Consider the following 24,826-nt stretch of genomic DNA (forward strand, 5'->3'; position numbering starts at 1 on the left):
CGCCTCAGCGATCCTCGAGATAGTTGCCGGCGTCGAACACCACAGGCGGCGCGTCTTCGTCGAAGCTCACGCCGGCCGGGTCCTCGCCGGCCTCCAGACGCTCCAGTTGCGCCTTCAGGTAGCGGCGCAGCATCACGATGCCGCGATCGGACGTCGCCAGGTGCTCCTCCGAATGCCGCGCGATGGCACCCTGGCTCACCATCGCCTCGTAGTCGCCCGGCATGCGCTGGTGCTCTTCTTCGGTGAGCTCCTCCCACAGCTTGCCGTTCATGCGCGAGAGCTCGCCCCGCTCGCGCACGCGGCCCACCACGAAGATGCGGAAGCTGTGGTCGTCGATCGGCAGGATCCAGCCCAGCGATTCGACGCGGCCGTAGCGGCCGACGCGCGGGCTCGGGATCACGCGCAGCATCGGGATCGCGGCCTGGCTGATGCGCCGGAACACCTTGCCGTCGGGCAGCTGCCGCACGGAGGTCGTGCGCACGCCCAGCTCGACCGTGTCCCAGCTGACCTCCGGCATCTGCGCCATCTGCTCCACGAACTGGGTGCCGCTGAAGCTCGAGTGCAGCACCACCACGTGGAAGGGATCGACCAGGTTCTCGTAGTGCTGCAGCCAGTTGCAGGGGATGACCTGCGGCCCGCCGCCGCCGATGCTGGCGTCGTTGGCTTCGAGAAGCTCGCCGGCGTCCAGGTCTTCCAGGGCCTCGTAGCGCGGCAGCACCGGCTTCTTCTCCGGCGGTCCCATGTAGGCCCAGACCAGTCCGTAGCGCTCCTGCACCGGGTACCAGGGCTGGCGGATGCGCTCGCGCGTGCGCCCCAGTTCGGGTTCGCAGGGCTGCTCCAGGCAATGGCCCTCCACGTCGAACAGCCAGCCGTGGTAGCAGCAGCGGATGCCGCGCTCTTCCACGCGCCCGTAGTACAGCGAGCTGCCGCGGTGCGCGCAGTGGGGATGGACAGCCCCGGCCGGCCACTCTTGTCGCGAAAGCGGATCAGGTCCTCGCCCAGCACCCGCAGCTTGCGCGGGGTTTCGGCGGCGTCGCTGGCCAGCCCGATCGGGTGCCAGTAGCGGCGCAGCAGTTCGCCCATCGGCGTGCCGGGGCCGACCTCGGTCAGCGCCGGGTTGTGGGTGCCCGGCTTGCGGCCGTAGGCAGTGCCCGTGTCGACGGCGATGGGGATCACCTCCTCGGTGGTCGTGGAATTCATCGATGCTCCTTGCGTGTTCATTCGGCGGTCACGCCCGCGGCCTTGATCAGCTCGGCCACCCGCGGAAAGTCGGCCTGGTAGCTGGCCTTGAATTCGGCCGGCGTGTTGCCGAGCGGCTCGAAGCCGAAGCCGCTCAGCCTGGCCTGCACGTCGGGCATGCGCGTGATCTCGCGCAGGGCCTGCGTCCATTGCTCGATGACGGGCAATGGCGTCTTCGCCGGGGCGTACACACCGATCCAGCTGTCGAGGTCGAAGCCGGCGAAGCCCTGCTCGGCGAAGGTCGGCACGTTCGGCAAGGTCGACACGCGCCGGCTGCCGGCGATGCCCAGCACCTTCATGCGGCCGGCCTGGGATTGCGTGCGTGCCGTGGCGGGGTTGGCCCAGGCGAAGTCGAGCACGCCGCCGATCATGTCGTTGTGCGCCGCGGCTTCCGCCTTGTACGCGACGTGCGTCAGGGAAATGCTGCTCTGTCGCTTCGGCAGTTCGCCCATCAGGTGCGCCTGCGACCCATTGCCCCAGGTGCCGTAGGTCAGGCCGGGATGCTGCTTCGCATGCGCGACGAACTCCTTCAGGTTCGAGTACGGCGCGTCGGCGCGCGCCACCAGCATCGGCCCGCCGGTGGCCAGCTGCGAGATCGGCTCGAAGTCCTTGACGGGGTCGTAGGGCAGCCTGGACTGCAGGATCGCGTTGTTGATGTGGGTCAGCGGGAGCGTGAACAACACCGTGTGGCCGTCGGGCGGCGCCTTGGCCACGGCGTCGGCCGCGAGGATCCCGCTCGCGCCGGGCCGGGGCTCCACGATCACGCTCTGGCCCCAGCGCTGCTGCAGCTTCTCGGCGTAGGTGCGCGCGATCACGTCGATCGGCCCGCCGGCGGTGCCGAAGGGCACGATGCGGATCACCTTGGCCGGGAAGGCGGCCTGCGCCTGGGCCGAGGCCATCGGCGCGGCAGCCGCCACCGCGAGCGCGACAAGACCGGTGACGCAGGCGCGCCGGTGCGCGCGGAAGCCGCTTCGGCGGGTGCAGGCGAACATGGTTGTCTCCTTCATCTTGTGGGGTGCCCTACGATAGGAGCCCCCTTGCGCCGGATCAATTCGAACGTTTGGATAACTGATATGGGCCGCCCTGATATCCGCGGCGTCGATCTCGCGATGCTTCGGACCTTCGACGCCCTGCTGCGCGAGCGCAGCGTTTCCCGCGCGGCCTCCCGCCTCTTCCTCAGCCAGCCGGCGGTCAGCGCGTCCCTCAAGCGCCTGCGCGAGACCTTCGACGACCCGCTTTTCACCCGCACCGCGCACGGCGTGGTGCCCACGCCGCGTGCCCTGGCGCTGGCGCCGCGCGTGGAGGCGGTGCTGGTGGACCTGCAGGGACTGCTGAGCGCGGACGGCGCCTTCGATCCCGCGAAGTCGGAGCGCATCCTGCGCATTGCCGGCAGCGATCACAGCAGCCGGGGCATGCTGCCTCTCCTGTGCCGCGAGCTCGCCGCCTGCGGCTCGCACATCCGGCTGGCGTGGGAGCTCGCCGACTACAGCCAGTCGCCCGAGAGGCTGCGCAGGGGCGACATCGACCTCGGCCTGTTGCCGCGCATGGCGCCGGCCGCGGGGGTCGAATCCGAGCTGCTCTACGAGGACGCCTACGTGGCCGTGGCGCGCCGCGGCCATCCGCGCTACACGGGCGGCATGGACCTCGAAGCCTTCTGCGCCATGCCGCACGTGGTGCTGGGGCAAAGCCGCTCGGTGCTCGACGACACCATCGACCAGGCCTTGGCGCGCCGGGGTCTCGCCCGCCACGTGCAGGCTGCCATCACCTTCAGCCAGATGACGGACCTGCTGGCGAGCACCGATGCCGTCGCGGTTTTCCCGCAGCGGGTGGCGAGCCGCTACGCCCAGCTCCTGGAGGCGATGCCGCTGCCCTTCGAGTTGCCGACCTATCGCCTGTACGTGTGCTGGGACGCCCGCTCGAACGCGGACGAAGCGGTGCGCTGGCGCGCGACGCGCTCGTTCGCCTGGGCCGGGCGCCGGCATGAGTCGCACCGGCCGCTCCGAAGGCTCATAGCACCGCAGCCGAAGGCGAAGGTACTCCAGTGAGCCGGGGGCGAGGCGCCGATCAGCCGGCGCTGGTCTCCGGAAGCTTCGCCACCACCTTGATCTCGAAGTCGAAGCCGTAGAGCCACGTCACGCCGACGGCCGTCAGCGTCGGGTGTGGTGCGTTGCCCCAATACTCCGGCACCACCTTCCAGATGGTTTCGAACTTCGATTGGGGGTCGACCATGAAGACGGTGACGTCGATCACGTCGTCGAAGGTGCAGCCTGCTGCCTTCAGGATTGCGTTCAGGTTGCCAAATGCGAGCCTGACTTGCGCCTCCAGGTGGGGCTCGGGCGAGCCGTCCTCTCTGCTGCCGACCTGCCCCGAAACGAACAGCAAGCCATTGGACTTGATCGCCGGCGAATAGCGATTCTTTTCATAGAGGGCCTGGCGCCCGGGTGGGAAGACGACGTTGCGCTGGGTCATGGGTGCTTTCCTGAAAGGGGTCGAAGCCGACCCGGTGTGGACGATGTGAGGACTCTAGGCATTCGTGCGGCCCGGATAAACGGGCGGCACCAATAATCACTTTTTGCGATCCCCAAACAATCTTCCGGGCACAGGAGCAGAGATGGACCGTTTCGATGCGATGCAGGCATTCGCTCGCGTGGTGGAGGCGCGCAGTTTCACCAAGGCGGCCGAGACGCTTCGGATGAGCAAGACCAGCGTGACGCAACTGGTGCAGCAGCTGGAGACGCGCCTGCGCGTCAAGCTGCTCAATCGGACCACGCGCAAGGTCAACGTCACGGCCGACGGCGCGGCCTACTACGAGCGCGTGCTGCGCCTCCTTGCCGACATGGACGATGCCGAGACCAGCCTGTCCGCCGCCTCGGCGTCGCCGCGGGGCCGGCTGCGGGTCGACGTGCCCAGCCCGTTGGCTCGCATGATCCTGGTGCCGGCCTTGCCTGCGTTCCACGGGCGCTACCCGGACATCCAGCTCGACATGGGCGTGAGCGACCGCACGGTGGATGTCATCGGCGAGAACGTGGACTGCGTCGTGCGCGGCGGTGAGCTCACCGACCCATCGCTCGTGGCGCGCCGCATCGGCGATCTGCAACTCGGGGTCTACGCGGCGCCGAGCTACCTGGAACGCGCGGGCACGCCCTCGCACCCGCGGGATCTCGAAGACACGCATCACCGCATCGTTGGCTTCCTGTGGGCGCGCACCGGCAGGACCTTTCCTTACGCCATGCATGGCGGCGGCGAGCGCGTCGAGGTGCAAGGCCGCTACGCGTTCGCGGTCGACGACGGCAATGCCTACCTCGCGGCCGGCCTGGCCGGCCTGGGTGTCCTCTGGCTGCCGGACTACATGGCCAAGGCGCACGTGGCGTCGGGCGAGCTGGTACGCCTGTTCGAGCACTGGCGCCTCGACCCGATGCCCTTGTACGTGGCGTTCCCGCCGAACCGGCATGTCAGCGCCAAGCTGCGCGTGTTCATCGACTGGGTGGCTGAACTGATGGCGCTGCATGCGCCTATCGGCCGTCGCAGCGCATAGGGCAATTTGCGGGAGATGGCAACTGGGTAAGCGCGCATCGGCCTGAAATGAAAATTCCGATAACCTTCTCGGTGACATAAACATTCCACCGAAGGTCCCATGCAAATCTCCGCCGGCAAGTTGTGGTCGATGCGGCGCCTCGCCGACGAGCGTGGCTTCTTCATGATGACCGCCGTCGACCAGCGGCCGGGCGTCGAGGCGCTGGTGCGGGGCCGGCGAGGCGTAGCTGCCGCATCCTTCGAAGATGTCGGTCAGGCCAAGCGGGTGTTGATCGAAACGCTGTCGCCCTGGTCGACCGCGATGCTGCTGGACCCGGGCTATGCCTATCCCTACGCGGCCCTGCAGCTCGATCCGAGGCGCGGCCTGCTGCTGACCTACGAGCAATGGGACAGCGAGGAAACGCCGGGCGGCCGCAAGACCTTTGCGTACCCCGACTGGTCGGTCGAGAAGATCAAGCGCCTCGGTGCCGACGGCGTGAAGCTCATGCTGTGGTGGCGCCCGGATGCGAGCGAGGCCGTGAAGGCGCACCAGCGTGCGCTGGTGGAGCAGGTCGGCCGCGACTGCCGCAGGCACGACATCGCCTTCCTGCTCGAGCCGCTGCTCTATCCGCTCGGCAGCGAAGGCTCGTCCGCCCGCTACGAGGAGGACGCCGGCAAGCGCCCGGAGATGGTGATCGAAACGGCCCGCGAGTTCCGCGACGAGCGCTACGGCATCGATATCTTCAAGATGGAAAGCCCGATCGCCGCGAACGCGGTGCCCGACCCCGACGGCAGCGAATCCGCGGCTTGCCAGCATTGGTTCGACGAACTGGGCCGCACGCTCGATCGCCCGTGGGTGATGCTTTCGGCCGGTGCCGGCATGGAGCCGTTCCGGCGCATCGTGACGCACGCGGTTCGCGCGGGCGCCAGCGGCTATCTGGCCGGGCGCGCGATCTGGTGGCAGATCTTCGAGTCGACCTTTCCGGACTGGACCGCCATGCGGGAAGGCATCCACCGCGACGGCATTCCCTACGCGCAAAGCCTGCACCGGCTGCTGGAGCAGCACGGCACCCCGTGGACCGCATGCAAGGCGTTCTCGGCAGGTGTGGAACTGGCGGACGCAGGTCCGGACTTCTTCTCGCGCTATCCGACGTCCTGAGCTCGATGGACTACACATTCCAGTTCGGTTCGGTATGGACTGCGCTCCCGCGGCTGGCGGAAGGCGCGAAGCTCACCATCGGCCTGTCGGTGGCGACGATCTGCATCGGGCTGCTGATCGGCATCCTCTGCGCGTTGGCTCGCACGTCGCACCGAGCCTGGCTGCACTGGCCCGCATCGGTGTACGTGGAGTCGATCCGCAACACGCCCTTCCTGATCCAGCTGTTCCTCATCTACTTCGGGCTTCCCTCGATCGGGGTGCGGCTCGATCCGGTGGAGGCCGCGCTGATCGGCATGTCGGTGAACTGCGGCGCCTATGCCACCGAGATCGTGCGCGCCGGCATCGATGCGATTCCGCGCGGGCAGTTGGAAGCGGCGCGCGCCATGGGCTTTCCGGTGCCCAGCATCGTGCGCCACGTGATCCTGTTCCCCGCACTGCGCGCCGTGTTCCCGGCGCTGGCGAGCCAGTTCATCCTGGTCATGCTCGGGTCGGCGGTGGTCTCCACCATCTCGGTCGAAGAGCTCACCGGGGTCGCTCACCTGATCGAGACCGAGAATTTCCGGCCCTTCGAGGTCTATCTGGTCGTAACGGCCATCTACCTGGCCATCGCGTTCACGTTCAAGCTGGTGTTCGCGGCGCTCGACCGCTTCTACTTCCAGGTTCGGGGGCGCGCTTGATCCGCGATTTCGGCAGCGTCGAGTTCTTCTACCTGCTGGCGGCAATGCGCTGGACGCTCGGGCTTTCGCTGCTCGCCTTCGTCTGCGGCGGGGTGGTCGGGCTGCTCGTGGCCTTGCTGCGCGTGGCGCCCGTCGCGCCCCTGCGCTGGCTGGCCGCCGGCTACATCCAGCTGTTCCAGGCCACGCCGCTGCTGATGCTGCTGTTCCTGGTGTTCTTCGGCCTGGCTCTGTTCGGGCTCAGCCAGAACGCTTTTCTTGCGGTGACGGTGGCGCTGACCTGCTATGCCAGCGCGTACTTCGGCGAGATCTGGCGAGGCTCGATCCAGGCCGTGCCGCAGACGCAGTGGCAAGGCTCCGCCGCGCTGGGCTTTTCGTACCTGGAGCAGATGCGCCACGTGGTGCTGCCGCAGTCGGTGCGCATTGCCACGCCGCCGACGGTCGGCTTCATGGTGCAGCTGGTGAAGAACACCTCGCTCGCCTCCATCATCGGATTCCACGAGCTCACGCATGCGGCGCAGTACGTCAACAACGTCACGCTGAAGCCGATCCTGGTGTACAGCGTGGTCGGGGCCCTGTATTTCGCGGTGTGCTTTCCGCTCTATCTGCTGTCGCGCCGCCTGGAGAAGAGATTCAATGCCGATCGTTGAAATCAACGCGCTCACCAAGCGCTTCGGGCCCGCCACGGTGCTCGATGGCGTGGACCTCGACGTGGCCGAGGGCGAGGTGGTCGCCATCATCGGGCGCTCGGGTTCCGGCAAGAGCACGCTGCTGCGCTGCATCAACGGCCTCGAGACCATCGACGGCGGCCAAGTCAGCGCTGCCGGCGTGAAGGTGCAGCCATCGAGCCTGCGCGAGGTGCGCCGCTCGGTCGGCATGATCTTCCAGAGCTTCAACCTGTTCCCGCACCTGAGCGCGCTCGACAACGTGGCGCTGCCGCAGATCGTGATCAACAAGACGCCGAGGGAAGAGGCGCGCGCCAATGCCGCGCGCCTGCTCGAGCGGGTGCAGCTGTCGTCTCGCGCAAGTGCCTATCCTTCCAAGCTGTCGGGCGGGCAGCAGCAGCGCGTGGCCATTGCGCGCGCGCTGGCGCTGGAGCCCCGCGTGCTGCTGTGTGACGAGATCACGTCCGCGCTGGACCCGGAGATGGTCGGCGAGGTGCTCGACGTGGTGGCCGAGCTCGCGCAGGGCGGCATGACCATGATGCTCGTCACGCACGAGATGGGTTTCGCGCGCCAGGCCGCGGATCGGGTGGTCTTCATGCACGCGGGCAAGGTGTGCGAGCAGGGCACGCCTGCGGAGATGCTCGACGACCCCAGGACGCCGCCGCTGCAGCAGTTCGTCCAGTCGATTCGCAACAAGGGCTGATGCCCCAACCGTTTCATAGCCAGGAGACAACCATGACTTCGACACTTCTTTCGCGCGTCTTCAAGTCGCTTGCGGCCATGCTGCTGTTCGCCGCGGCGCACATGGCAGGGGCCGTCACGGTGGACGACATCATCAAGCGCGGCAAGCTGCTGGTGGCCATCGACACCAACAATCCGCCATGGGGCCAGATGGATGCATCGATGCAACCCGAAGGCATCGACGTCGGCGTGGCCAAGCTGATGGCCAAGTACATGGGCGTGCCGCTGGAGATCGTGCCGGTGACCAGCCAGAACCGCATTCCCTTCGTCGTGACCGGCAAGGCCGACGTGGTGATGGCAACCCTGACCATCACGCCGCAGCGCGCGCTGCAGATCTGGTATTCGATTCCCTATGCGCTCCAGGACAGCGTGATCATGACCACCGACAACAGCCCGATCAAGAGCTTCGAGGACCTCAACGGCAAGAAGGTCTCGGTGGTGCGGGGAGCGATCCAGGACGCGCTCGTCACCAAGCTCGCGCCGCGCGCGCAGATGCAGCGCTTCGACACCGACGCCTCCACGATCCAGGCCTTGGTGACAGGGCAGGTCGATGCGACCGCCACCGGCTTTCTCATCCCGGCGCAGACCACCAAGGCCAACCCCGGAAAGACCTATGTGTCGCGCCTGAAGCTCGGCACCCAGCACATCGGCATCGGCATGAAGCGCGACAGCGCCGACCTGCTGCAATGGACCAACACCTTCATCTATCACATTCGCGCCAACGGCGAACTGGGCGACCTCTTCAAGCAGTACTTCGGCATGAACCTGCCGGAACTGCCTTCGTTCTGAGCGACACCTGGTGACCCCCGGCCAGCAGCGCCCGGCGCGCGTGACGAGCATCGGCATGAGCGGGCTCGACCGCATCATGCGGGTGGCCGCCGTCGCGACCGGCGGCAGCAAGATCTACGCGAGCGGCTACGACGAGATCGGCGGTGGCCCCGCCGCCACCGCGGCGGTGGCAGTGCAGCGGCTCGGCGGCGCGGCGCGGCTGATCGGCCGCGTGGGCGACGATCCGACGGGCGATGCCATCAGGAACGAACTTGCCGCGCACGGCGTCGACATCACGGCGATGCGCACGCTGCGGGGAGCGCAATCCGCCGCGAGCAACGTGATCGTCGATGACCGGGGAGAGCGCCAGATCACCCATTTCCCCGGCCAGGGGCTGGACGTCGAGGCCGGCTGGATCGACCCGGCGAGCCTTGCCGAAGCAGACATCGTGCTCGCGGACATGGGCTGGGCACGCGGCGCGCGCCACGTGCTGGCGTTGGCCACCGCGGCGGGCATTCCGACGGTGCTCGATGCGGACCTGAGCGTCGACCCGCTGGCACCGGAGCTCCTGGCGCTGGCGGACCACGTCGTCTTCTCCGAAGCAGCGCTGACGCGCATGAGCGGCATCTCCGATCCGGCGCAGGCCTTGCACTGGGCTCGCGCCCGCGTGCGCGGGCCCTTTGTCGGCGTCACCGTGGGGCCGGCCGGTTACCGTTGGCTGGAAGGCGAGACGCTACATGCCGTGCCCGGCTTCCGTGTCGATGCCATCGACACGCTCGGTGCCGGCGACGTCTTCCACGGCGCCTATGCACTGGCGCTCGCCGAGGGCCGCACGGTGGCGCAGGCCGCGCGCTTTGCCAACGCCGCGGCCGCCATCAAGTGCACCCGCGCGTCGGGGCGCCGCGGCATTCCGTTGCGCGCCGAAGTCGACGCATGGCTCGCGCGCCAGCACTGACTAACATCCATATCCCATGATCCGCCGCATCGCCTTCATCCACACCGTCGCCATGCTCGTCGAGCGCTTTCGTCCGCGCTTCCAGGCCGAGCTGCCCGAAGCCGATTGCTTCCACATGCTGGACGAAAGCGTGCTGCAGGACCTGATGCGCCACGGGCCGTCGGCCTCGATCACGCGCCGCATCTGCGGCCTCGCGACGCTGGCAGCCGATGCCGGCGCCGAACTCATCGTCTTCACCTGTTCGTCCACGTCGCCGGCGATCGACACGGCGCGCCAGCTGGTCGGCATTCCCATCCTGAAGATCGACGATCCCCTGTATGCCGAAGCGTCCCGCACGGACGGGCGCGTGGGACTGATCTGCACGACATCGTCGACGGTGGCGCCGAGCCGGGCGCTGCTCGAAGCGCATGCGCGCCAGGGTGGGCGAAAGATCGAGATCGAAAGCGTTCTCTGCGCCGCCGCCTTCGACGCGCTGGTCGCAGGGCAGCGGGAACTGCACGACCGGCTGGTGACGGACGCCGCCGAAGCCTTGGCACCTCGCGCCGATCGCATCGTGCTCGCGCAGGCCTCGCTCGCGCACCTGGCCGAGCCGCTGGCAGCGCGGCTGCGCCTGCCTGTGCTCGCGAGCCCGGAGCTGCTGGTGCGGGATGTGGTCGCGCGTGTCCGCGGCGCGGCGGCTTGAGCTGTTTCGCGCCATGGACGCCAGGAACGCCGTGACGGCCCCCTTCACGCTGGACGCATTGAAGGAACTCGTCGCCGAGCGCTTCGACAGCCTTCCGGCGCGCCTGCAGACCGCTGCGCGCTATCTGATCGACCATCCCAACGCGGCAGCGGTCGACACGATCAAGCTGCTTTCGGGGGCCGCCGGCCTGCAGCCGTCGGTGCTGGTGCGGCTCGCCCAGACACTCGGCTACTCCGGCTTTTCCGAGATGCAGGCGGTGTTCCGCGATGCCTTGCTGGAACAGACGCAAAGCTATGGCGAGCGCATGCGCACGCAGCGGCGCGGGCGTCACGACGCGGCGCCCAAGGCCGCGGACGACATGCTGCGCCTGCTGTGCGATGGCTCCATCGGCTCGCTTCAGGGGCTGCGCGAGTCGGTCGATGCCGGCACGCTGGGCGCGGCGATCGACCTGCTCGCGGGCGCGCGCACGATCCATGTGGTGGGCCTGCGGCGCGCCTGGCCCATTGCGACCTACCTCGCCTATCTTCTTTCGCGCAGCCAGCGTTTCGTGCGCCTGCTCGGCGGCATGGCGGGCATGTTGATCGACGAGGTCCGTCCGCTGCAGAAGGAGGATGTGCTGGTGGCGATCAGTTTTCACCCCTTCCATGCCGACACGGTGGCTGCGGTCGAACGGGCACGCGCGCAAGGCGTTTCGGTGCTCGCCTTGACCGACAGCGCGCTGTCGCCCTTTGCCCGCAATGCGACTGTCGTGCTCGAAGTTCGCGACGCGGACATTTCAGGCTTCCGCACGGTGGCGGCTTCGATGGCGCTGTGCCATGGGCTTGCCGTAGGCGTGTTGATGACGGAGGCAGCCGGCACGCCGGCGCGAAGGGCGCGCGCCTCGGGCAAGCGCGCCCGCAAGTAAGGCGGGGCGCATCGGAATTCGATGCGGCGCCGGGATCAGGCCCAGTCCGTGGTGATCTCGGTCTTGACTTCGCTCATGAGCCGATGAAGCGGACACTTGCCGGCCACGCGGAGCAGCTCGGCCCTTTGCGCATCGCTCAGGTCGCCCGTCACGCGCAGCGAAGTCTTCAGGCGGTAGGTGCCCTGGCGCTCTTCGCTGTCGTCGCGGTCGACGGCGACTTCGACGTCTTCCAGAGGCATGCCCTTGCGTTGCGCATAGACCACCATGGTCAGGGCCTTGCAGGCGGCGAGCGCCGCGTCGTAAAGGTCGTGTGGTGTCGGGCCCGCATCCGTGCCCCCTGCGCCGGGCCCGGGGTCCACCGGAAACTCGTGTGCGCGGATCTTGACGATGTGCCGGGTGCCTGCAATGTCGTCGCGCCGGACCGTGATGCTCATGGACTGTTCCTTGTTCAATCGATGGATTGTGTCAGCCATGTCCTTCCCGGCCCAGTCGGGGTCTACACGGGTGGCTGGCGCGCGGGTGGCTGTGCCGTCTGTACGCCAATGCAGAGCCACTCGCCTGAGGGCGAAGCCCGCAAGATTGCTGCGCAGTGTCAACGTCCAGCAAGCGATCGGCTTAACATGAACTCGGTCCGGCCACGGAGCCGAGCCTCAGCAGGAGACAAGCCATGAGCCGCTATGCAGAGTTCTATCGCCGTTCCATCGAGGAGCCGGAGGCCTTCTGGGCCGAGCAGGCCGAACTCATCGATTGGAAAACGCCTCCGCAGCAGATCCTCGACGTGAGCCGGCCTCCTTTCGTGCGGTGGTTCGCAGGTGGTACCACCAATCTTTGCCACAACGCGGTCGATCGCCATCTCGCCGCGCGCGGCGACCAGCCGGCGCTGATCGCAGTCTCGACCGAGACCGGCACCGAGAGGACCTACAGCTTCGAGGAACTGCATGCCGAGGTGCAGCGCGTCGCGGCTTCGCTGATGGAGCTCGGCGCGGGCAAGGGCGACCGCGTGCTGATCTACATGCCCATGGTTCCCGAGGCCGCCTTCACCATGCTGGCTTGTGCGCGGCTGGGCGCGATCCACTGCGTGGTGTTCGGCGGCTTCGCGAGTTCATCGCTGGCTTCGCGCATCGAGGACGCGACGCCCAAGGTCGTCGTCAGCGCCGACGCGGGATCGCGTGGCGGCAAGGTGGTCGCGTACAAGCCGCTGCTGGACGAGGCGATCCGGCTCTCCGCGCACAAGCCGGATGCAGTGCTGCTGTTCGACCGCGGACTTGCGCCGATGACGCTGACCGAAGGGCGTGACCATCCGGCGGCCGGGCTGATCGAAAAGCATCGCGACGCTCAGGTGCCCTGCGCCTGGCTGGACGCCACCGACATCAGCTACACCATCTACACCAGCGGCACCACGGGCCGGCCGAAGGGCGTGCAGCGCGACACCGGCGGCTATGCGGTGGCGCTGGCGGCAAGCATGAAGCACATCTTCGACGGCCGGGCCGGCGAGACCTACTTCTCGACGAGCGACATCGGCTGGGTGGTGGGGCACAGCTACATCGTCTACGGCCCGCTGATCGCAGGCATGGCGACGATCATGTACGAGGGCCTGCCCACGCAGGGTCTCGACCGGCAGCCCGACGGCGGCATCTGGTGGAAGCTGGTCGAGAAGTACAGGGTCACCGTGATGTTCAGTGCGCCGACCGCGGTGCGCGTACTCAAGAAGCAGGATCCGGCATTGCTCAAGAAGTACGACCTGTCGAGCCTGCGCGCGCTGTTCCTGGCGGGCGAGCCGCTCGACGAGCCGACGGCACGGTGGATCAGCGACGGCCTGGGCGTGCCGATCATCGACAACTACTGGCAGACGGAGTCTGGCTGGCCGATCCTCACGGTGGCCAATGGCGTGGAGCGCACGCCCAGCAAGTTCGGCAGCCCGGGCGTGCCGATGTACGGCTACGAGGTCAAGATCCTGCACGAGACCACTGGCGAGGAGCTGAAGGGCCCCAACGAGAAAGGGGTGGTCGTGATCGAGGGCCCCACGCCGCCCGGCTTCATGCAGACCGTGTGGCGAGACGACGAGCGCTTCGTCAATACCTACTGGAAGACCGTGCCCGGCAAGCTGGTGTACTCCACCTTCGACTGGGGCATCCGCGACGAGGAGGGCTATTACTACATCCTCGGCCGCACCGACGACGTGATCAACGTCGCCGGCCACCGCCTCGGCACGCGCGAGATCGAGGAGAGCATTTCCGGCCACGCGAAGGTCGCCGAGGTCGCGGTGGTGGGCGTGGCCGATGCGCTCAAGGGGCAGGTGGCCGTGGCCTTCGTCGTGCCGAAGGACGGTGCCGTGCTCGGCGACGCCCAGGCATCCCTGGCGCTGGAAGGGGAGATCATGAAGAAGGTGGCCGACCAGCTCGGCGCGTTGGCGCGGCCCGCGCGCGTGCACTTCGTGGGTGCGCTGCCCAAGACGCGCAGCGGGAAGCTGCTGCGGCGGGCGATCCAGGCCGTTTGCGAGGCGCGCGATCCTGGCGACCTGACCACCATCGAGGACCCTGGCGCCCTTCAGCAGATCAGGCAGTCCCTCGATCCAAAGGGGTAGTTCGGGCCTACGCCGGAAGGGCTTGCGCCGACGCTTTCCGTCGTCACATAGTTGCCATGGCACAATGCCAAGGTACTCCGGCCCTTCCCCAGCCACAGTCGCATCCGCCAACCGGTTCAGCCGTGTCGCGGAAGGTTTCTCAAACCAGCTAATGCTTCCCCAAGGGAAGCGAAGGTCAGCGCAACATGAGCGATTCGACGTCCTCCGCGTCCATCTATCACGCCTACCAAGGCAACACCTACCTCTTCGGCGGCAATGCCCCCTATGTCGAAGAGATGTACGAGAACTATCTCGCCAATCCCGGCAGCGTGCCCGACAACTGGCGCTCCTACTTCGATGCGCTGCAGAACGTGCCGGCCACCGACGGCAGCACCACGCGGGACGTCCCCCACCAGCCGGTCATCAACGCCTTTGCCGAGCGCGCCAAGCAGGGCACCACCAGGGTGGTGCAGGCCAGCGGAGCCGATTCCGAGCTCGGCCGCCAGCGCACGGCAGTCCAGCAGCTGATCGCCGCCTATCGCAACGTCGGCGCGCGCTGGGCCGACCTCGATCCGCTCAAGCGCACCGAGCGCCCGGCCATCCCCGAGCTCGAGCCCTCGTTCTACGGCTTCACCGACGGTGACCTCGAGACGGTGTTCAACACGAGCAACACCTTCTTCGGCAGGGAGACGATGTCGCTGCGCGACCTGCTGAACGCGCTGCGCGAGACCTACTGCGGCACGATCGGCGCCGAGTACATGTACATGACGGACCAGGGGCAGAAGCGCTGGTGGCAGCAGCGGCTCGAAAGCGCGCGGACCAACCCCAAGCTGAACACCGAGCAGAAGAAGCGCATCCTGGAGCGCCTGACGGCTGCCGAGGGCCTGGAGCGCTTCCTCCACACCAAGTACGTCGGCCAGAAGCGCTTTTCGCTGGAAGGCGGCGAGAGCTTCATCGTCTCGATGGACGAGCTGATCAGCCAGGCCGGCGTCAAGGGCGTGCAGGAGATCGTGATCGGCATGGCCCACCGCGGCCGCCTCAACGTGCTGGTCAATTCGCTCGGCAAGATGCCGGCCGACCTGTTCGCCGAGTTCGACCACACGGCGCCCGAAGAGCTGCCCAGCGGCGACGTCAAGTACCACCAGGGCTTCAGCTCCGACGTCTCGACGCCCGGCGGCCCGGTCCACCTGAGCCTGGCCTTCAATCCGTCGCACCTCGAGATCGTGAACCCGGTGGTCGAGGGCTCGGTACGCGCCCGCATGGACCGTCGCGCCGACCCGCAGGGCAAGCAGGTGCTGCCGGTGATCGTGCATGGCGACGCCGCCTTCGCGGGGCAGGGCGTGGTGATGGAAACGCTGGCCCTGGCCGAGACCCGCGGCTACTCCACCGGCGGCACGGTGCACATCGTGATCAACAACCAGATCGGCTTCACCACCAGCGACCCGCGCGACAGCCGCTCGACGCTGTACTGCACCGACATCGTCAAGATGATCGAGGCGCCGGTGCTGCACGTGAACGGCGACGACCCGGAAGCCGTGGTGCTGGCGACCCAGCTGGCGCTGGAGTTCCGCATGGAGTTCCAGAAGGACGTCGTGGTCGACATCGTCTGCTTCCGCAAGCTGGGCCACAACGAGCAGGACACGCCCTCGCTCACCCAGCCGCTGATGTACAAGAAGATCGCAGCGCACCCCGGCACCCGCAAGCTGTACGCCGACCGGCTCGCCGCACAGGGCCTGGGCGACACGCTCGGCGACGACCTGGTGAAGGCGCAGCGCGCTGCCTTCGACGCGGGCAAGAACACCACCAACCCGGTGCTCACCAACTTCAAGAGCAAGTACGCGGTCGACTGGAGCCCCTTCCTCAACAAGAAGTGGACCGATGCCGGCGACACGGCCATTCCGACGGCGGAGTGGAAGCGCCTGGCGGAGCGCATCACCAAGGCGCCCGAGAAGTTCACCGTGCACCCGCTGGTCAAGAAGGTGCTGGACGACCGCGCTGCCATGGGCCGCGGCGAGATCAATGTCGACTGGGGCATGGGCGAGCACATGGCCTTCGCCTCGCTGGTGGCCAGCGGCTATCCGGTGCGCCTCTCGGGCGAGGACAGTGGGCGCGGCACCTTCACCCACCGCCACGCCGTGCTGCACGACCAGAACCGCGAGAAGTTCGACGAAGGCACTTACGTGCCGCTGCAGAACGTGGCCGACAACCAGGCGCCCTTCGTCGTCATCGACTCCATCCTGTCGGAAGAGGCGGTGCTGGCCTTCGAATACGGCTATGCCTCGAACGATCCCAACACGCTGGTGATCTGGGAGGCGCAGTTCGGCGACTTCGCCAACGGCGCGCAGGTTGTGATCGACCAGTTCATCGCCTCCGGCGAGGTGAAGTGGGGCCGCGTCAACGGCATCACGCTGATGCTGCCGCACGGCTATGAAGGGCAGGGCCCGGAGCACAGCTCGGCGCGCCTGGAGCGCTTCATGCAGCTGTCGGCCGACACCAACATGCAGGTCGTGCAGCCCACCACCGCGAGCCAGATCTTCCACGTGCTTCGCCGCCAGATGGTGCGCAGCCTGCGCAAGCCGCTGATCATCATGACGCCCAAGTCGCTGCTGCGGAACAAGGACGCGACCTCGCCGCTGTCGGAGTTCACCAAGGGCAGCTTTCAGACCGTCATTCCCGACAACAAGGAGCTCAAGGCCGACAAGGTCAAGCGCGTGATCGCCTGCTCCGGCAAGGTCTACTACGACCTGGCGAAAAAGCGCGAGGAGAAGGGCAGCGACGACGTGGCGATCATCCGCGTCGAGCAGCTCTATCCCTTCCCGCACAAGGTCTTCGGCACCGAACTCAGGAAGTATCCGAATCTCATCGACGTGGTGTGGTGCCAGGACGAGCCGCAGAACCAGGGCGCCTGGTTCTTCGTGCAGCACAACATCCACGAGAACCTGCAGGAAGGCCAGAAGCTCGGCTACTCGGGTCGCGCCGCCTCGGCGTCGCCCGCGGTCGGCTACTCCCACCTGCACCAGGAGCAGCAGAAGGCACTGGTCGACGGCGCCTTCGGCAAGCTCAAGGGCTTCGTGCTCACCAAGTAAAAACAACCTCACTCAAGAACACGAAGCGAAGCGAACTCCAAAATGTCCATCGTTGAAGTCAAAGTCCCCCAGTTGTCCGAATCCGTGGCCGAAGCCACGATGCTGCAATGGAAGAAGAAGCCCGGCGAAGCGGTCGCCATCGATGAAATCCTGATCGAGATCGAGACCGACAAGGTCGTGCTGGAGGTGCCGGCACCTTCCGCCGGCGTGCTGGCCGAGATCGTCGCCGGCGACGGCGCCACCGTCGTGGCCGAGCAGGTGATCGCCAAGATCGACACGGACGCCAAGGCAGGTGCGGCTGCACCCGCCGCGGCACCGGCGGCGCCTGCGGCCGCTCCCGCGGCGGCACCCGCAGCCGCTGCAACCGCGGCCACGGGCGGCTCGAAATCCGACGTTGCGATGCCGGCCGCCGCCAAGCTGCTGGCCGACAACAAGCTGACGACCGGCGACGTGAGCGGCACCGGCAAGGACGGCCGCGTCACCAAGGGCGACGTGCTCTCCGCCGTCGCGGGCGGCGCCACGGCCAAGGCCGCTCCCGCCGCGATTCCCACCGGCGCTCCCAAGACGGCACTGCCGCAGGTCGCATCGCCCGCCGCCGCGCCGGACCTGGGCGAGCGCCCCGAAGAGCGCGTGCCGATGAGCCGCCTGCGCGCCCGCATCGCCGAGCGCCTGCTGCAGTCGCAATCCACCAACGCCATCCTGACCACCTTCAACGAGGTGAACATGGCGCCCGTCATGGAGATGCGCAAGCGCTACCAGGAGAAGTTCGAGAAGGAGCACGGCGTGAAGATCGGCTTCATGAGCTTCTTCGTGAAGGCGGCGGTGCATGCGCTCAAGAAGTACCCGGTGATCAATGCGTCAGTGGACGGCAACGACATCGTCTACCACGGCTACTTCGACATCGGCATCGCGGTGGGTTCGCCGCGCGGCCTCGTGGTGCCGATTTTGCGCAATGCCGACCAGATGAGCTTTGCGGACATCGAGAAGAAGATCGCCGAGTACGGGCAGAAGGCGAAGGACGGCAAGCTGGGCATCGAGGAGATGACCGGCGGCACCTTCTCCATCTCCAACGGCGGCGTGTTCGGTTCGATGCTGTCGACGCCCATCATCAACCCGCCGCAGTCGGCCATCCTGGGCGTGCACGCGACCAAGGACCGCGCCGTGGTCGAGAACGGGCAGGTCGTCGTGCGGCCGATGAACTACCTTGCGATGTCCTATGACCACCGCATCATCGACGGCCGCGAAGCCGTGCTGGGCCTGGTCGCCATGAAGGAAGCGCTGGAAGATCCCGCTCGCCTCTTGTTCGACATTTGACCCACCCCCGTTGCTTGCTCACTTCGTGTAGCCGCCTCCCCCCTCAAGGGGGCGACCCCAGCGGCCCGGCAAAGCCGGTTCCGCGGGGTCTCCCGAACGGGCCTCGCTGCGCTTGCCGTGCGTGATCCGGGGCGACGAACGCGAACAACTTCTGAAAGAAAAATCAATGGCCAACAAGCAATTCGACGTCATCGTCATCGGTGGCGGCCCCGGCGGTTACGTCGCGGCCATCCGCGCGGCGCAGCTCGGCTTCAACGTCGCCTGCATCGACGAGTGGAAGAACGCCAAGGGCGGCCCCGCGCTGGGCGGCACCTGCACCAACATCGGCTGCATCCCCTCGAAGGCGCTGCTGCAGTCCTCCGAGCATTTCGAGCATGCCGGCAAGCACTTTGCCGACCATGGCATCAAGGTCGAAGGCCTGGGCCTCGACATCGACAAGATGCTCGGTCGCAAGGACGCGGTGGTGAAGCAGAACAACGACGGCATCACCTACCTGTTCAAGAAGAACAAGATCACCTTCTTCCATGGCCGGGGCGCCTTCGTGAAGGCATCCGGCGCGGGCTACGAGCTGAAGGTGACCGGCGCGGCCGAGGAGTCCATCGAAGGCAAGCACATCATCGTGGCGACGGGCTCCAATCCGCGCGCGCTGCCGGGGACCGACTTCGATGAAGAGAACATCCTTTCGAACGACGGCGCGCTGCGCATCCCTTCCGTGCCGAAGAAGCTGGGGCTGATCGGCTCCGGCGTGATCGGGCTCGAGATGGGCTCGGTCTGGCGCCGGCTGGGTTCGGAGGTCACCGTGCTCGAAGCGCTGCCGACCTTCCTGGGCGCAGTGGACGAGCAGATCGCCAAGGAGGCGCACAAGGCCTTCGTCAAGCAAGGCCTGAAGGTCGAGCTCGGCGTCAAGGTCGGCGAAGTCAAGTCCGGCAAGAAGGGGGTTTCGGTCGCCTGGACCAATGCCAAGGGCGAGGCGCAGACGCTCGAGGTCGACAAGCTGATCGTCTCGATCGGCCGCATCCCCAACACCATCGGCCTCAACCCCGAGGCGGTGGGCCTGAAGCTCGACGAGCGCGGCGCGATCGTGGTCGACGACGAGTGCCGGACCAGCCTGCCGAATGTCTGGGCCATCGGCGACGTGGTGCGCGGCCCGATGCTCGCGCACAAGGCGGAAGAAGAAGGCGTGGCGGTGGCCGAGCGCATCGCGGGCCAGCACGGCCACGTGAACTTCAACACCATCCCGTGGGTGATCTACACCTCGCCCGAGATCGCCTGGGTCGGCCAGACCGAGCAGCAGCTCAAGGCCGAGGGGCGCGCCTACAAGGCCGGCACCTTCCCGTTCCTGGCCAACGGGCGCGCGCGCGCACTCGGCGACACGACGGGCATGGTCAAGTTCCTGGCCGATGCGGCCACTGACGAGATTCTCGGCGTGCACATCGTCGGCCCGATGGCCAGCGAGCTGATCTCCGAGGCCGTGGTGGCGATGGAGTTCAAGGCCAGCGCCGAGGACATCGCGCGCATCTGCCATGCGCATCCCTCGCTCTCGGAAGCCACGAAGGAAGCGGCGCTTGCGGTGGACAAGCGCACGCTGAACTTCTGACCCCTTGAGCGTCCAACAGGCCTACGAAGCGGAGCTGGTTGCGCGGGGGTACCAGAGCGACCCCGCGCAGCTGCGTGCCGTCGAGGCGCTTGACCGCTGCGCCAGCGAATGGGCTGCGTACAAGTCGCAGCGCTCCAACGCCTTCAAGAAACTCATCAACCGGCCCGAGATCCCGCGCGGCGTCTACATGTACGGCGGGGTGGGGCGCGGCAAGAGCTTCCTGATGGACTGCTTCTTCAACGCGGTGCCGCTGCGGCGCAAGACGCGGCTGCACTTTCACGAGTTCATGCGCGAGGTGCACCGCGAGCTGGCCGAACTGCAGGGCACGGTCAACCCGCTGGAAGAGCTCGGGCGCCGCATCGCCAAGCGCTACAAGCTGATCTGCTTCGACGAGTTCCATGTCGCGGACATCACGGACGCGATGATCCTGCACCGGCTGCTGGTCGCGCTGTTCGACAACGACGTGGGCTTCGTGACCACTTCGAACTTCAGGCCCGACGATCTCTATCCGGGCGGCCTGCACCGCGACCGCATCCTGCCGGCGATCGAGCTGCTCAACCAGCGCCTCGAGGTGGTCAACGTCGACAACGGCACCGATTACCGCCGCCGCACGCTCGAGCAGGTCAAGCTCTACCTCACCCCGAATGGCGCCGCGGCCGACAAGGAGATGCGGCACGCCTTCGAGCGCCTGGCCGAAAGCGCCGACGAGAACCCGGTGCTGCACATCGAGGCGCGCGAGATCCATGCGCGGCGCAAGGCCGGCGGCGTGGTCTGGTTCGATTTCAAGACCCTTTGCGGGGGCCCGCGCTCCCAGAACGACTACCTCGAGATCGCCAGCCAGTTCCACACCGTGCTGCTGTCCGACGTGCCCCACATGCCGGTGCGCATGGCCTCTGAAGCACGTCGTTTCACATGGCTGATCGACGTGTTCTACGATCGGCGCGTGAAACTCATCATGTCGGCCGAGGTCCCCCCCGAGGCCCTGTACACCGAAGGGCCCCTGGCCCATGAGTTCCCGCGCACCGTCTCGAGGCTCAACGAGATGCAGTCGACCGAGTTCCTTGCGCAGGAGCGACGCATCGTGGACACCCGCCTCACATGAAGAAGCTGCTCCTTTCCCTGATGATCGTCCTCGGCGCCGCGCCGCTGTGGGCGCAGACCACTGCCACCACCGGCCAGGCGGATTTCGCCGCCGAGCGCGCGCGCCTGGAACAGGAGCGCAAGGAAGTAGACGAGCGCTTCGCCGCCGAGCAGGCGGCCTGCTACCAGAGATTCGCCGTCCAGGGCTGCCTGGACGACAGCCGCCGCCGCCGCCGCCAGGCCACCGAGAACATCAAGCGCCAGGAAGCGGCGATGAATGACATCGAGCGCAAGCGGCGCGGCGCGGCCGCGCTCGACCGGCTCGAGGACAAGAAGGCGAACCCCCGCGCCCAGGACACCGCGGCGGAGCAGGAGAAGTCCCTGAGGTCGCAGCAGGAGCGCGAGCAGCGCGCCGCGGACCATGCCCAGGATCGCGCCCGCCTCGCCTCGGAGGCGGCGGAGAAGCGGCGGCAGTTCGAGGAGAAGCAGCGGGCCCATGCCGAGGAGCAGGCCAAGGCCGCGAGCCGGCGCGCCGAGGCTCCCGCCAATCGCGAGGCCCATGAGCGCAGGCTCGAGCGGGCGGAGCAGCATCGCCGCGATCGCGAGCGGCGCAACGCCGAAAACACCAAGCCGCGCGCGGCGCCGCTGCCCACGCCGCCCTGAACGCGGACGCGGAAGTTCAGTCCTCTTCCGCGTCCTGCGGGTCGGGCAGGACTTCGAGCTTGAGGATGGCCAGCGAAATGTTGTCGCCGGTTCCGCGTGCCCGCTTGCGCGCCTCGGCCACCAGCAGCTCCGCGGCGGCGCGCGGCGATTGCTCGGCCAGCACGCGGCCCATCTCCTGAGGTGTGAAGTAGTGCCAGAGGCCGTCGCTGCAGGCCAACAGCAGATCGTCGGGCTCGAGCTTGGGGACGAGGTGGATGTCGACGGGCGGCGGCATGGACTTCATGCCCAGGCAGCCGAGCAGGATGTTGCTTTGCGGGTGGATGTTGGCCTCTGCCTCGCTGATCTCGCCGCGGTCCACCAGCGCCTGCACGTAGGAGTGGTCCTTGGTGCGCTTGACCAGCTGGCCGCGCCGGAAGTGGTAGATGCGCGAATCGCCGGCATGGATCCAGGCGCAGTCGCCCTCGGGGTTCATCAGGAAGGCGGCCACGGTGCTGTGCGGTTCCTGCTCGCTGGACAGGGCCGTCAGCTTGATGACCGTGTTGGCTTCCTCGAGCAGCTGCCGCAGCACATGCACCGCCTCGTCGCGTCCCGGCTTGTAGCGGGCGAACAGCTGGCGCGCCGTCATCAGCACCTGGTCGGAGGCCTTGCGTCCTCCGCTGCGCCCGCCCATCCCGTCGGCGACAACGCCGAGCACGCAGCCCGCCGCCCGCGGGTGGTTCATCAGCAGGACCTGGTCCTGCTGATAGGGGCGGTCGCCCTTGTGAAGGCCGGTCGCGGCTGCAAGCCGAAAGCCTCGAGTCGGGGGCGCGGCAGCGCCGGCAAAGTCCTGCATAAGGTCTGGCGAGTGGGAACGAGGACGTACATTATCGAGTCAACCCGAGCCAAGCCGGAGAGCACTCCGTCACGTCTTCGCATCATCCCTTGGACTCCAATCTCCACTCCTTCTCTCGCCAACTGATCGAACTGCGCATGGAGCATGCCGACCTGGATGCCGCCATCGACCGGCTGGCCGAGACCATCGAGCCGCGCGACGACCTGCTGCTGCGCCGGCTGAAGAAGAAGCGGCTGTTCCTGCGCGATTGCATCGCGCGGCTTGAGCACCTGCTCGACCCGCAAGAGCCTGCTTAGGGCCCGTCATCCATGTCCATCGTCGATTGGCCCGAAGACTTCGAGGCAGACGCGGTATCCCCCGAGCCTGCCCGCGCGTCGCGGGAGGCCGGCCACCTGGCGGCCGAAGTCCAGGCCGCCTTCGCCCAGCACGGCGTGCTCTCGCAGGCGGCCGAGCAGTTCCGCGAACGCGAGGGCCAGACCCAGATGGCGCTGGCCGTGGCCCGTGCCATCGACCAGGGCGGCCTGCTGGTGGTGGAGGCCGGCACCGGCGTCGGCAAGACCTTCTCCTACCTGGTACCGGCGCTGCTGAGTGGCGAGCGCGTGCTGCTGTCGACCGCCACCAAGGCCCTGCAGGACCAGCTCTTCGGCCGTGACCTGCCGCGGCTGGTCGAGGCGCTGGGCCTGCCGTTGCGCACGGCTTTGCTCAAGGGCCGCGCCGCCTACCTGTGTCTGCACCGGCTCGACCAGGCGCGGCACGACGCGAGCCTGCCCGAGCGCGGCACCCTGCGCACGCTGGCGAAGATCGAGCAGTGGTCCAAGGCCACCCGTACCGGGGACCTGGCCGAGCTGCCGGGACTGGACGAGCGCTCGCCGCTGATTCCGCTGGTCACTTCCACCCGCGACAACTGCCTCGGCGCCCAGTGCCCGCAGTTCAAGCCCTGCCATGTCAACCTGGCCCGGCGCGAGGCCATGGCGGCCGATGTGGTGGTGATCAACCATCACCTGTTTTTCGCCGATCTCGCCGTGCGCGAGTCGGGTATGGCCGAATTGCTGCCGACGGTGCGCGTGGTGGTGTTCGACGAGGCCCACCAGCTCAACGAGACCGGCGTGCAGTTTCTCGGCGCGCAGCTGGGCAGTGGGCAGGCCCTGGACTTCGCGCGCGACATGCTCGCGGCCGGCCTGCAGCACGCGCGCGGCCTGGTCGACTGGCAGCAGCTGGTCGCAGCGACAGACCACGCGGCCAGGGAACTGCGCCTGGCCGCCGGCAAGCAATGGCCTGGCGCCAAGCTGCGCTGGGCCGGCCCGGCGCCGGAAGGGGTGATGGCCGAAGCCTGGCAAGGCGCGCTCGACGCGCTGAAGCACGCCTTTGCGGAAGCCGCCCGGGGCCTGGACACGGTGAGCGAGCTCTCGCCCGATTTCGTGCGGCTGCACGAGCGCGCCGAACAGCTGGCCGAACGCGCAGCGCGCTTCGCCAAGCCCTGCGCGCCGGAGTCGGTGCGCTGGGTGGACGTGGGCACGCAGCTCCGGTTGGTCGAGTCGCCGCTGGACATCGCGGAGGCAGTGCGCACGCGCGTCCTCAAGACCGGGCAGGGCGACGCGCAGGAGCAGGGGCGCGCCTGGGTGTTTACCTCCGCCACGTTGGGCGACGACCCGAAGCTGCGCTGGTTCACCGAGCCCTGCGGCCTGGAGAGCGCCGAAGTGCTGCGCGTGCAGAGCCCGTTCGACTATGCGCGCCAAGCGGCGCTCTACGTGCCGCGCCTGTTTCCGAAACCCAGCGATCCGGCGCACAGCGTGCAGGTGGCACGGCTCGCCGCGCAGGGGGCCGCCGTGCTGGGCGGACGCACGCTGGTGCTGACGACCACGCTGCGCGCGCTGCGCACCATTGGCGACGCGATCCGCCAGCACTTCGAGCCCATGGATGCCGCGCGCAGGCCGGAGGTGCTGGTGCAGGGCGAGCTGCCCAAGCGGGTGCTGATGGAGCGCTTCCGCGAAGGTGCCTCGCACGGCCGCGCGGGCTGCGTGCTGGTGGCCTCGGCCTCGTTCTGGGAGGGCTTCGACGCGCCCGGCGACGCCCTGCAACTGGTGGTCATCGACAAACTGCCTTTCCCGCCGCCCAACGATCCGCTGGTCGAGGCGCGCTCGCAGCGCCTCGAATCGCAGGGCCGCAGCGCCTTCGCCGACTATTCGCTTCCCGAAGCCGCGGTGGCGCTCAAGCAGGGCGCCGGCCGGCTGATCCGACGCGAGACCGACCGTGGCGTGCTGGCGATCTGCGACACGCGGCTCGTCGCCATGGGTTATGGGCGCCGGCTGCTGTCTGCCTTGCCGCCGATGCGGCGGCTCGAAGACGAGGCCGCCTTCGAGGCCGCGCTGCGCGAGCTTGTCACGCCCTGAA

At 67.8% G+C, this 24,826-nt stretch carries 23 protein-coding genes; 18 read left to right on the plus strand and 5 right to left on the minus strand.

Annotated elements, in window-relative coordinates; all coding sequences use genetic code 11:
• Nucleotides 1-4: 4 nt before the first annotated feature.
• Together ACMGEZ_RS11680 and ACMGEZ_RS11685 are read right to left on the minus strand one after the other, a co-directional pair.
• Entirely contained in the window at nt 5-904 is a 900-nt protein-coding gene (locus tag ACMGEZ_RS11680; RefSeq protein WP_436822428.1) for an aromatic ring-hydroxylating dioxygenase subunit alpha, read from the minus strand.
• A 313-nt stretch (nt 905-1,217) separates the two neighbouring features.
• The gene (locus ACMGEZ_RS11685) at nt 1,218-2,231 is read right to left on the minus strand and encodes a Bug family tripartite tricarboxylate transporter substrate binding protein (protein WP_436822429.1); all 1,014 of its coding nucleotides are present in this window, start codon (nt 2,229-2,231) and stop codon (nt 1,218-1,220) included.
• 81 nt (nt 2,232-2,312) lie between these two features.
• Here ACMGEZ_RS11685 and ACMGEZ_RS11690 point away from each other — a divergent pair, with 81 nt between their 5' ends.
• Complete coding sequence (locus ACMGEZ_RS11690) at nt 2,313-3,284, plus strand: LysR family transcriptional regulator (protein ID WP_436822430.1); 972 nt, start codon at nt 2,313-2,315, stop codon at nt 3,282-3,284.
• Between the two features lie 19 nt (nt 3,285-3,303).
• On the opposite strand, the gene ACMGEZ_RS11695 is transcribed toward ACMGEZ_RS11690, so the two are convergent.
• A complete protein-coding gene (locus ACMGEZ_RS11695; protein ID WP_436822431.1) occupies nt 3,304-3,708 on the minus strand; it encodes a RidA family protein in 405 nt (134 codons plus the stop codon).
• Nucleotides 3,709-3,850: 142 nt separating this feature from the next.
• On the opposite strand from ACMGEZ_RS11695, the gene ACMGEZ_RS11700 reads away from it, so the two are divergent.
• The 9 genes from ACMGEZ_RS11700 to ACMGEZ_RS11740 all read left to right on the plus strand — a co-directional run bounded on the left by ACMGEZ_RS11700 (nt 3,851) and on the right by ACMGEZ_RS11740 (nt 11,300).
• Entirely contained in the window at nt 3,851-4,774 is a 924-nt protein-coding gene (locus ACMGEZ_RS11700) for a LysR family transcriptional regulator (protein WP_436822432.1), read from the plus strand.
• Nucleotides 4,775-4,873: 99 nt separating this feature from the next.
• Nucleotides 4,874-5,911: a tagatose 1,6-diphosphate aldolase gene (locus ACMGEZ_RS11705; protein ID WP_436822433.1), complete on the plus strand. Its 1,038-nt coding sequence runs from the start codon at nt 4,874-4,876 to the stop codon at nt 5,909-5,911.
• 5 nt (nt 5,912-5,916) lie between these two features.
• On the plus strand, nt 5,917-6,588 hold the full coding sequence (locus ACMGEZ_RS11710; RefSeq protein ID WP_436822434.1) for an amino acid ABC transporter permease: 672 nt from the start codon (nt 5,917-5,919) through the stop codon (nt 6,586-6,588).
• Nucleotides 6,585-7,235: an amino acid ABC transporter permease gene (locus ACMGEZ_RS11715; protein ID WP_436822435.1), complete on the plus strand. Its 651-nt coding sequence runs from the start codon at nt 6,585-6,587 to the stop codon at nt 7,233-7,235. The genes ACMGEZ_RS11710 and ACMGEZ_RS11715 overlap by 4 nt, the downstream gene beginning before the upstream one ends.
• Nucleotides 7,222-7,953, plus strand: a complete 732-nt coding sequence (locus ACMGEZ_RS11720; RefSeq protein WP_436822436.1) for an amino acid ABC transporter ATP-binding protein — start codon at nt 7,222-7,224, stop codon at nt 7,951-7,953. Before ACMGEZ_RS11715 ends, ACMGEZ_RS11720 begins: the two co-directional genes overlap by 14 nt.
• A gap of 32 nt (nt 7,954-7,985) precedes the next feature.
• Nucleotides 7,986-8,780, plus strand: a complete 795-nt coding sequence (locus tag ACMGEZ_RS11725) for a transporter substrate-binding domain-containing protein (RefSeq protein ID WP_436822437.1) — start codon at nt 7,986-7,988, stop codon at nt 8,778-8,780.
• Nucleotides 8,781-8,790: 10 nt separating this feature from the next.
• Nucleotides 8,791-9,714: a PfkB family carbohydrate kinase gene (locus tag ACMGEZ_RS11730; protein ID WP_436822438.1), complete on the plus strand. Its 924-nt coding sequence runs from the start codon at nt 8,791-8,793 to the stop codon at nt 9,712-9,714.
• A gap of 16 nt (nt 9,715-9,730) precedes the next feature.
• Nucleotides 9,731-10,396 (plus strand): aspartate/glutamate racemase family protein, encoded by a 666-nt coding sequence (locus ACMGEZ_RS11735; protein WP_436822439.1) that lies wholly within the window; start codon nt 9,731-9,733, stop codon nt 10,394-10,396.
• Between the two features lie 13 nt (nt 10,397-10,409).
• The gene (locus ACMGEZ_RS11740; protein WP_436822440.1) at nt 10,410-11,300 is read left to right on the plus strand and encodes a MurR/RpiR family transcriptional regulator; all 891 of its coding nucleotides are present in this window, start codon (nt 10,410-10,412) and stop codon (nt 11,298-11,300) included.
• A 35-nt stretch (nt 11,301-11,335) separates the two neighbouring features.
• On the opposite strand, the gene ACMGEZ_RS11745 is transcribed toward ACMGEZ_RS11740, so the two are convergent.
• Complete coding sequence (locus ACMGEZ_RS11745; protein ID WP_436822441.1) at nt 11,336-11,734, minus strand: OsmC family protein; 399 nt, start codon at nt 11,732-11,734, stop codon at nt 11,336-11,338.
• A 233-nt stretch (nt 11,735-11,967) separates the two neighbouring features.
• Here ACMGEZ_RS11745 and ACMGEZ_RS11750 point away from each other — a divergent pair, with 233 nt between their 5' ends.
• From ACMGEZ_RS11750 to ACMGEZ_RS11775, 6 genes are all read left to right on the plus strand, one after another.
• Nucleotides 11,968-13,884, plus strand: a complete 1,917-nt coding sequence (locus tag ACMGEZ_RS11750) for a propionate--CoA ligase (protein ID WP_436822442.1) — start codon at nt 11,968-11,970, stop codon at nt 13,882-13,884.
• A 185-nt stretch (nt 13,885-14,069) separates the two neighbouring features.
• On the plus strand, nt 14,070-16,949 hold the full coding sequence (locus ACMGEZ_RS11755) for a 2-oxoglutarate dehydrogenase E1 component (protein WP_436822443.1): 2,880 nt from the start codon (nt 14,070-14,072) through the stop codon (nt 16,947-16,949).
• Between the two features lie 42 nt (nt 16,950-16,991).
• Nucleotides 16,992-18,263 carry a 2-oxoglutarate dehydrogenase complex dihydrolipoyllysine-residue succinyltransferase gene (gene odhB, locus ACMGEZ_RS11760; protein WP_436822444.1) on the plus strand — a complete coding sequence of 424 codons (1,272 nt, stop codon included), beginning with the start codon at nt 16,992-16,994 and terminating at the stop codon, nt 18,261-18,263.
• Nucleotides 18,264-18,429: 166 nt separating this feature from the next.
• The gene (gene lpdA, locus ACMGEZ_RS11765; protein WP_436822445.1) at nt 18,430-19,860 is read left to right on the plus strand and encodes a dihydrolipoyl dehydrogenase; all 1,431 of its coding nucleotides are present in this window, start codon (nt 18,430-18,432) and stop codon (nt 19,858-19,860) included.
• A gap of 4 nt (nt 19,861-19,864) precedes the next feature.
• On the plus strand, nt 19,865-20,962 hold the full coding sequence (gene zapE, locus ACMGEZ_RS11770; RefSeq protein WP_436822446.1) for a cell division protein ZapE: 1,098 nt from the start codon (nt 19,865-19,867) through the stop codon (nt 20,960-20,962).
• Complete coding sequence (locus ACMGEZ_RS11775) at nt 20,959-21,603, plus strand: hypothetical protein (protein ID WP_436822447.1); 645 nt, start codon at nt 20,959-20,961, stop codon at nt 21,601-21,603. Before zapE ends, ACMGEZ_RS11775 begins: the two co-directional genes overlap by 4 nt.
• A gap of 16 nt (nt 21,604-21,619) precedes the next feature.
• Here the strand turns inward: ACMGEZ_RS11775 and ACMGEZ_RS11780 are convergent, their stop codons facing one another.
• Nucleotides 21,620-22,435, minus strand: a complete 816-nt coding sequence (locus ACMGEZ_RS11780) for a PP2C family protein-serine/threonine phosphatase (protein WP_436822448.1) — start codon at nt 22,433-22,435, stop codon at nt 21,620-21,622.
• 89 nt (nt 22,436-22,524) lie between these two features.
• On the opposite strand from ACMGEZ_RS11780, the gene ACMGEZ_RS11785 reads away from it, so the two are divergent.
• Entirely contained in the window at nt 22,525-22,731 is a 207-nt protein-coding gene (locus ACMGEZ_RS11785; RefSeq protein ID WP_436822449.1) for a DUF465 domain-containing protein, read from the plus strand.
• Nucleotides 22,732-22,743: 12 nt separating this feature from the next.
• The gene (gene yoaA / locus ACMGEZ_RS11790; RefSeq protein ID WP_436822450.1) at nt 22,744-24,825 is read left to right on the plus strand and encodes a DNA repair helicase YoaA; all 2,082 of its coding nucleotides are present in this window, start codon (nt 22,744-22,746) and stop codon (nt 24,823-24,825) included.
• The last annotated feature ends 1 nt before the right edge of the window (nt 24,826 follow it).

Origin of the sequence: Variovorax stachyos, assembly GCF_051400855.1 — a bacterium.
Lineage (GTDB): Bacteria > Pseudomonadota > Gammaproteobacteria > Burkholderiales > Burkholderiaceae_C > Variovorax.

Coding starts and splice junctions, on each gene's coding strand:
- ACMGEZ_RS11685 (WP_436822429.1), bottom strand. CDS start 2,231: ATGTTCGCCTGCACCCGCCGAAGCGGCTTCCGCGCGCACCGGCGCGCC.
- ACMGEZ_RS11690 (WP_436822430.1), top strand. CDS start 2,313: ATGGGCCGCCCTGATATCCGCGGCGTCGATCTCGCGATGCTTCGGACC.
- ACMGEZ_RS11695 (WP_436822431.1), bottom strand. CDS start 3,708: ATGACCCAGCGCAACGTCGTCTTCCCACCCGGGCGCCAGGCCCTCTAT.
- ACMGEZ_RS11700 (WP_436822432.1), top strand. CDS start 3,851: ATGGACCGTTTCGATGCGATGCAGGCATTCGCTCGCGTGGTGGAGGCG.
- ACMGEZ_RS11705 (WP_436822433.1), top strand. CDS start 4,874: ATGCAAATCTCCGCCGGCAAGTTGTGGTCGATGCGGCGCCTCGCCGAC.
- ACMGEZ_RS11710 (WP_436822434.1), top strand. CDS start 5,917: ATGGACTACACATTCCAGTTCGGTTCGGTATGGACTGCGCTCCCGCGG.
- ACMGEZ_RS11720 (WP_436822436.1), top strand. CDS start 7,222: ATGCCGATCGTTGAAATCAACGCGCTCACCAAGCGCTTCGGGCCCGCC.
- ACMGEZ_RS11725 (WP_436822437.1), top strand. CDS start 7,986: ATGACTTCGACACTTCTTTCGCGCGTCTTCAAGTCGCTTGCGGCCATG.
- ACMGEZ_RS11735 (WP_436822439.1), top strand. CDS start 9,731: ATGATCCGCCGCATCGCCTTCATCCACACCGTCGCCATGCTCGTCGAG.
- ACMGEZ_RS11740 (WP_436822440.1), top strand. CDS start 10,410: ATGGACGCCAGGAACGCCGTGACGGCCCCCTTCACGCTGGACGCATTG.
- ACMGEZ_RS11745 (WP_436822441.1), bottom strand. CDS start 11,734: ATGAGCATCACGGTCCGGCGCGACGACATTGCAGGCACCCGGCACATC.
- ACMGEZ_RS11750 (WP_436822442.1), top strand. CDS start 11,968: ATGAGCCGCTATGCAGAGTTCTATCGCCGTTCCATCGAGGAGCCGGAG.
- ACMGEZ_RS11755 (WP_436822443.1), top strand. CDS start 14,070: ATGAGCGATTCGACGTCCTCCGCGTCCATCTATCACGCCTACCAAGGC.
- odhB (WP_436822444.1), top strand. CDS start 16,992: ATGTCCATCGTTGAAGTCAAAGTCCCCCAGTTGTCCGAATCCGTGGCC.
- lpdA (WP_436822445.1), top strand. CDS start 18,430: ATGGCCAACAAGCAATTCGACGTCATCGTCATCGGTGGCGGCCCCGGC.
- ACMGEZ_RS11775 (WP_436822447.1), top strand. CDS start 20,959: ATGAAGAAGCTGCTCCTTTCCCTGATGATCGTCCTCGGCGCCGCGCCG.
- ACMGEZ_RS11780 (WP_436822448.1), bottom strand. CDS start 22,435: ATGCAGGACTTTGCCGGCGCTGCCGCGCCCCCGACTCGAGGCTTTCGG.
- yoaA (WP_436822450.1), top strand. CDS start 22,744: ATGTCCATCGTCGATTGGCCCGAAGACTTCGAGGCAGACGCGGTATCC.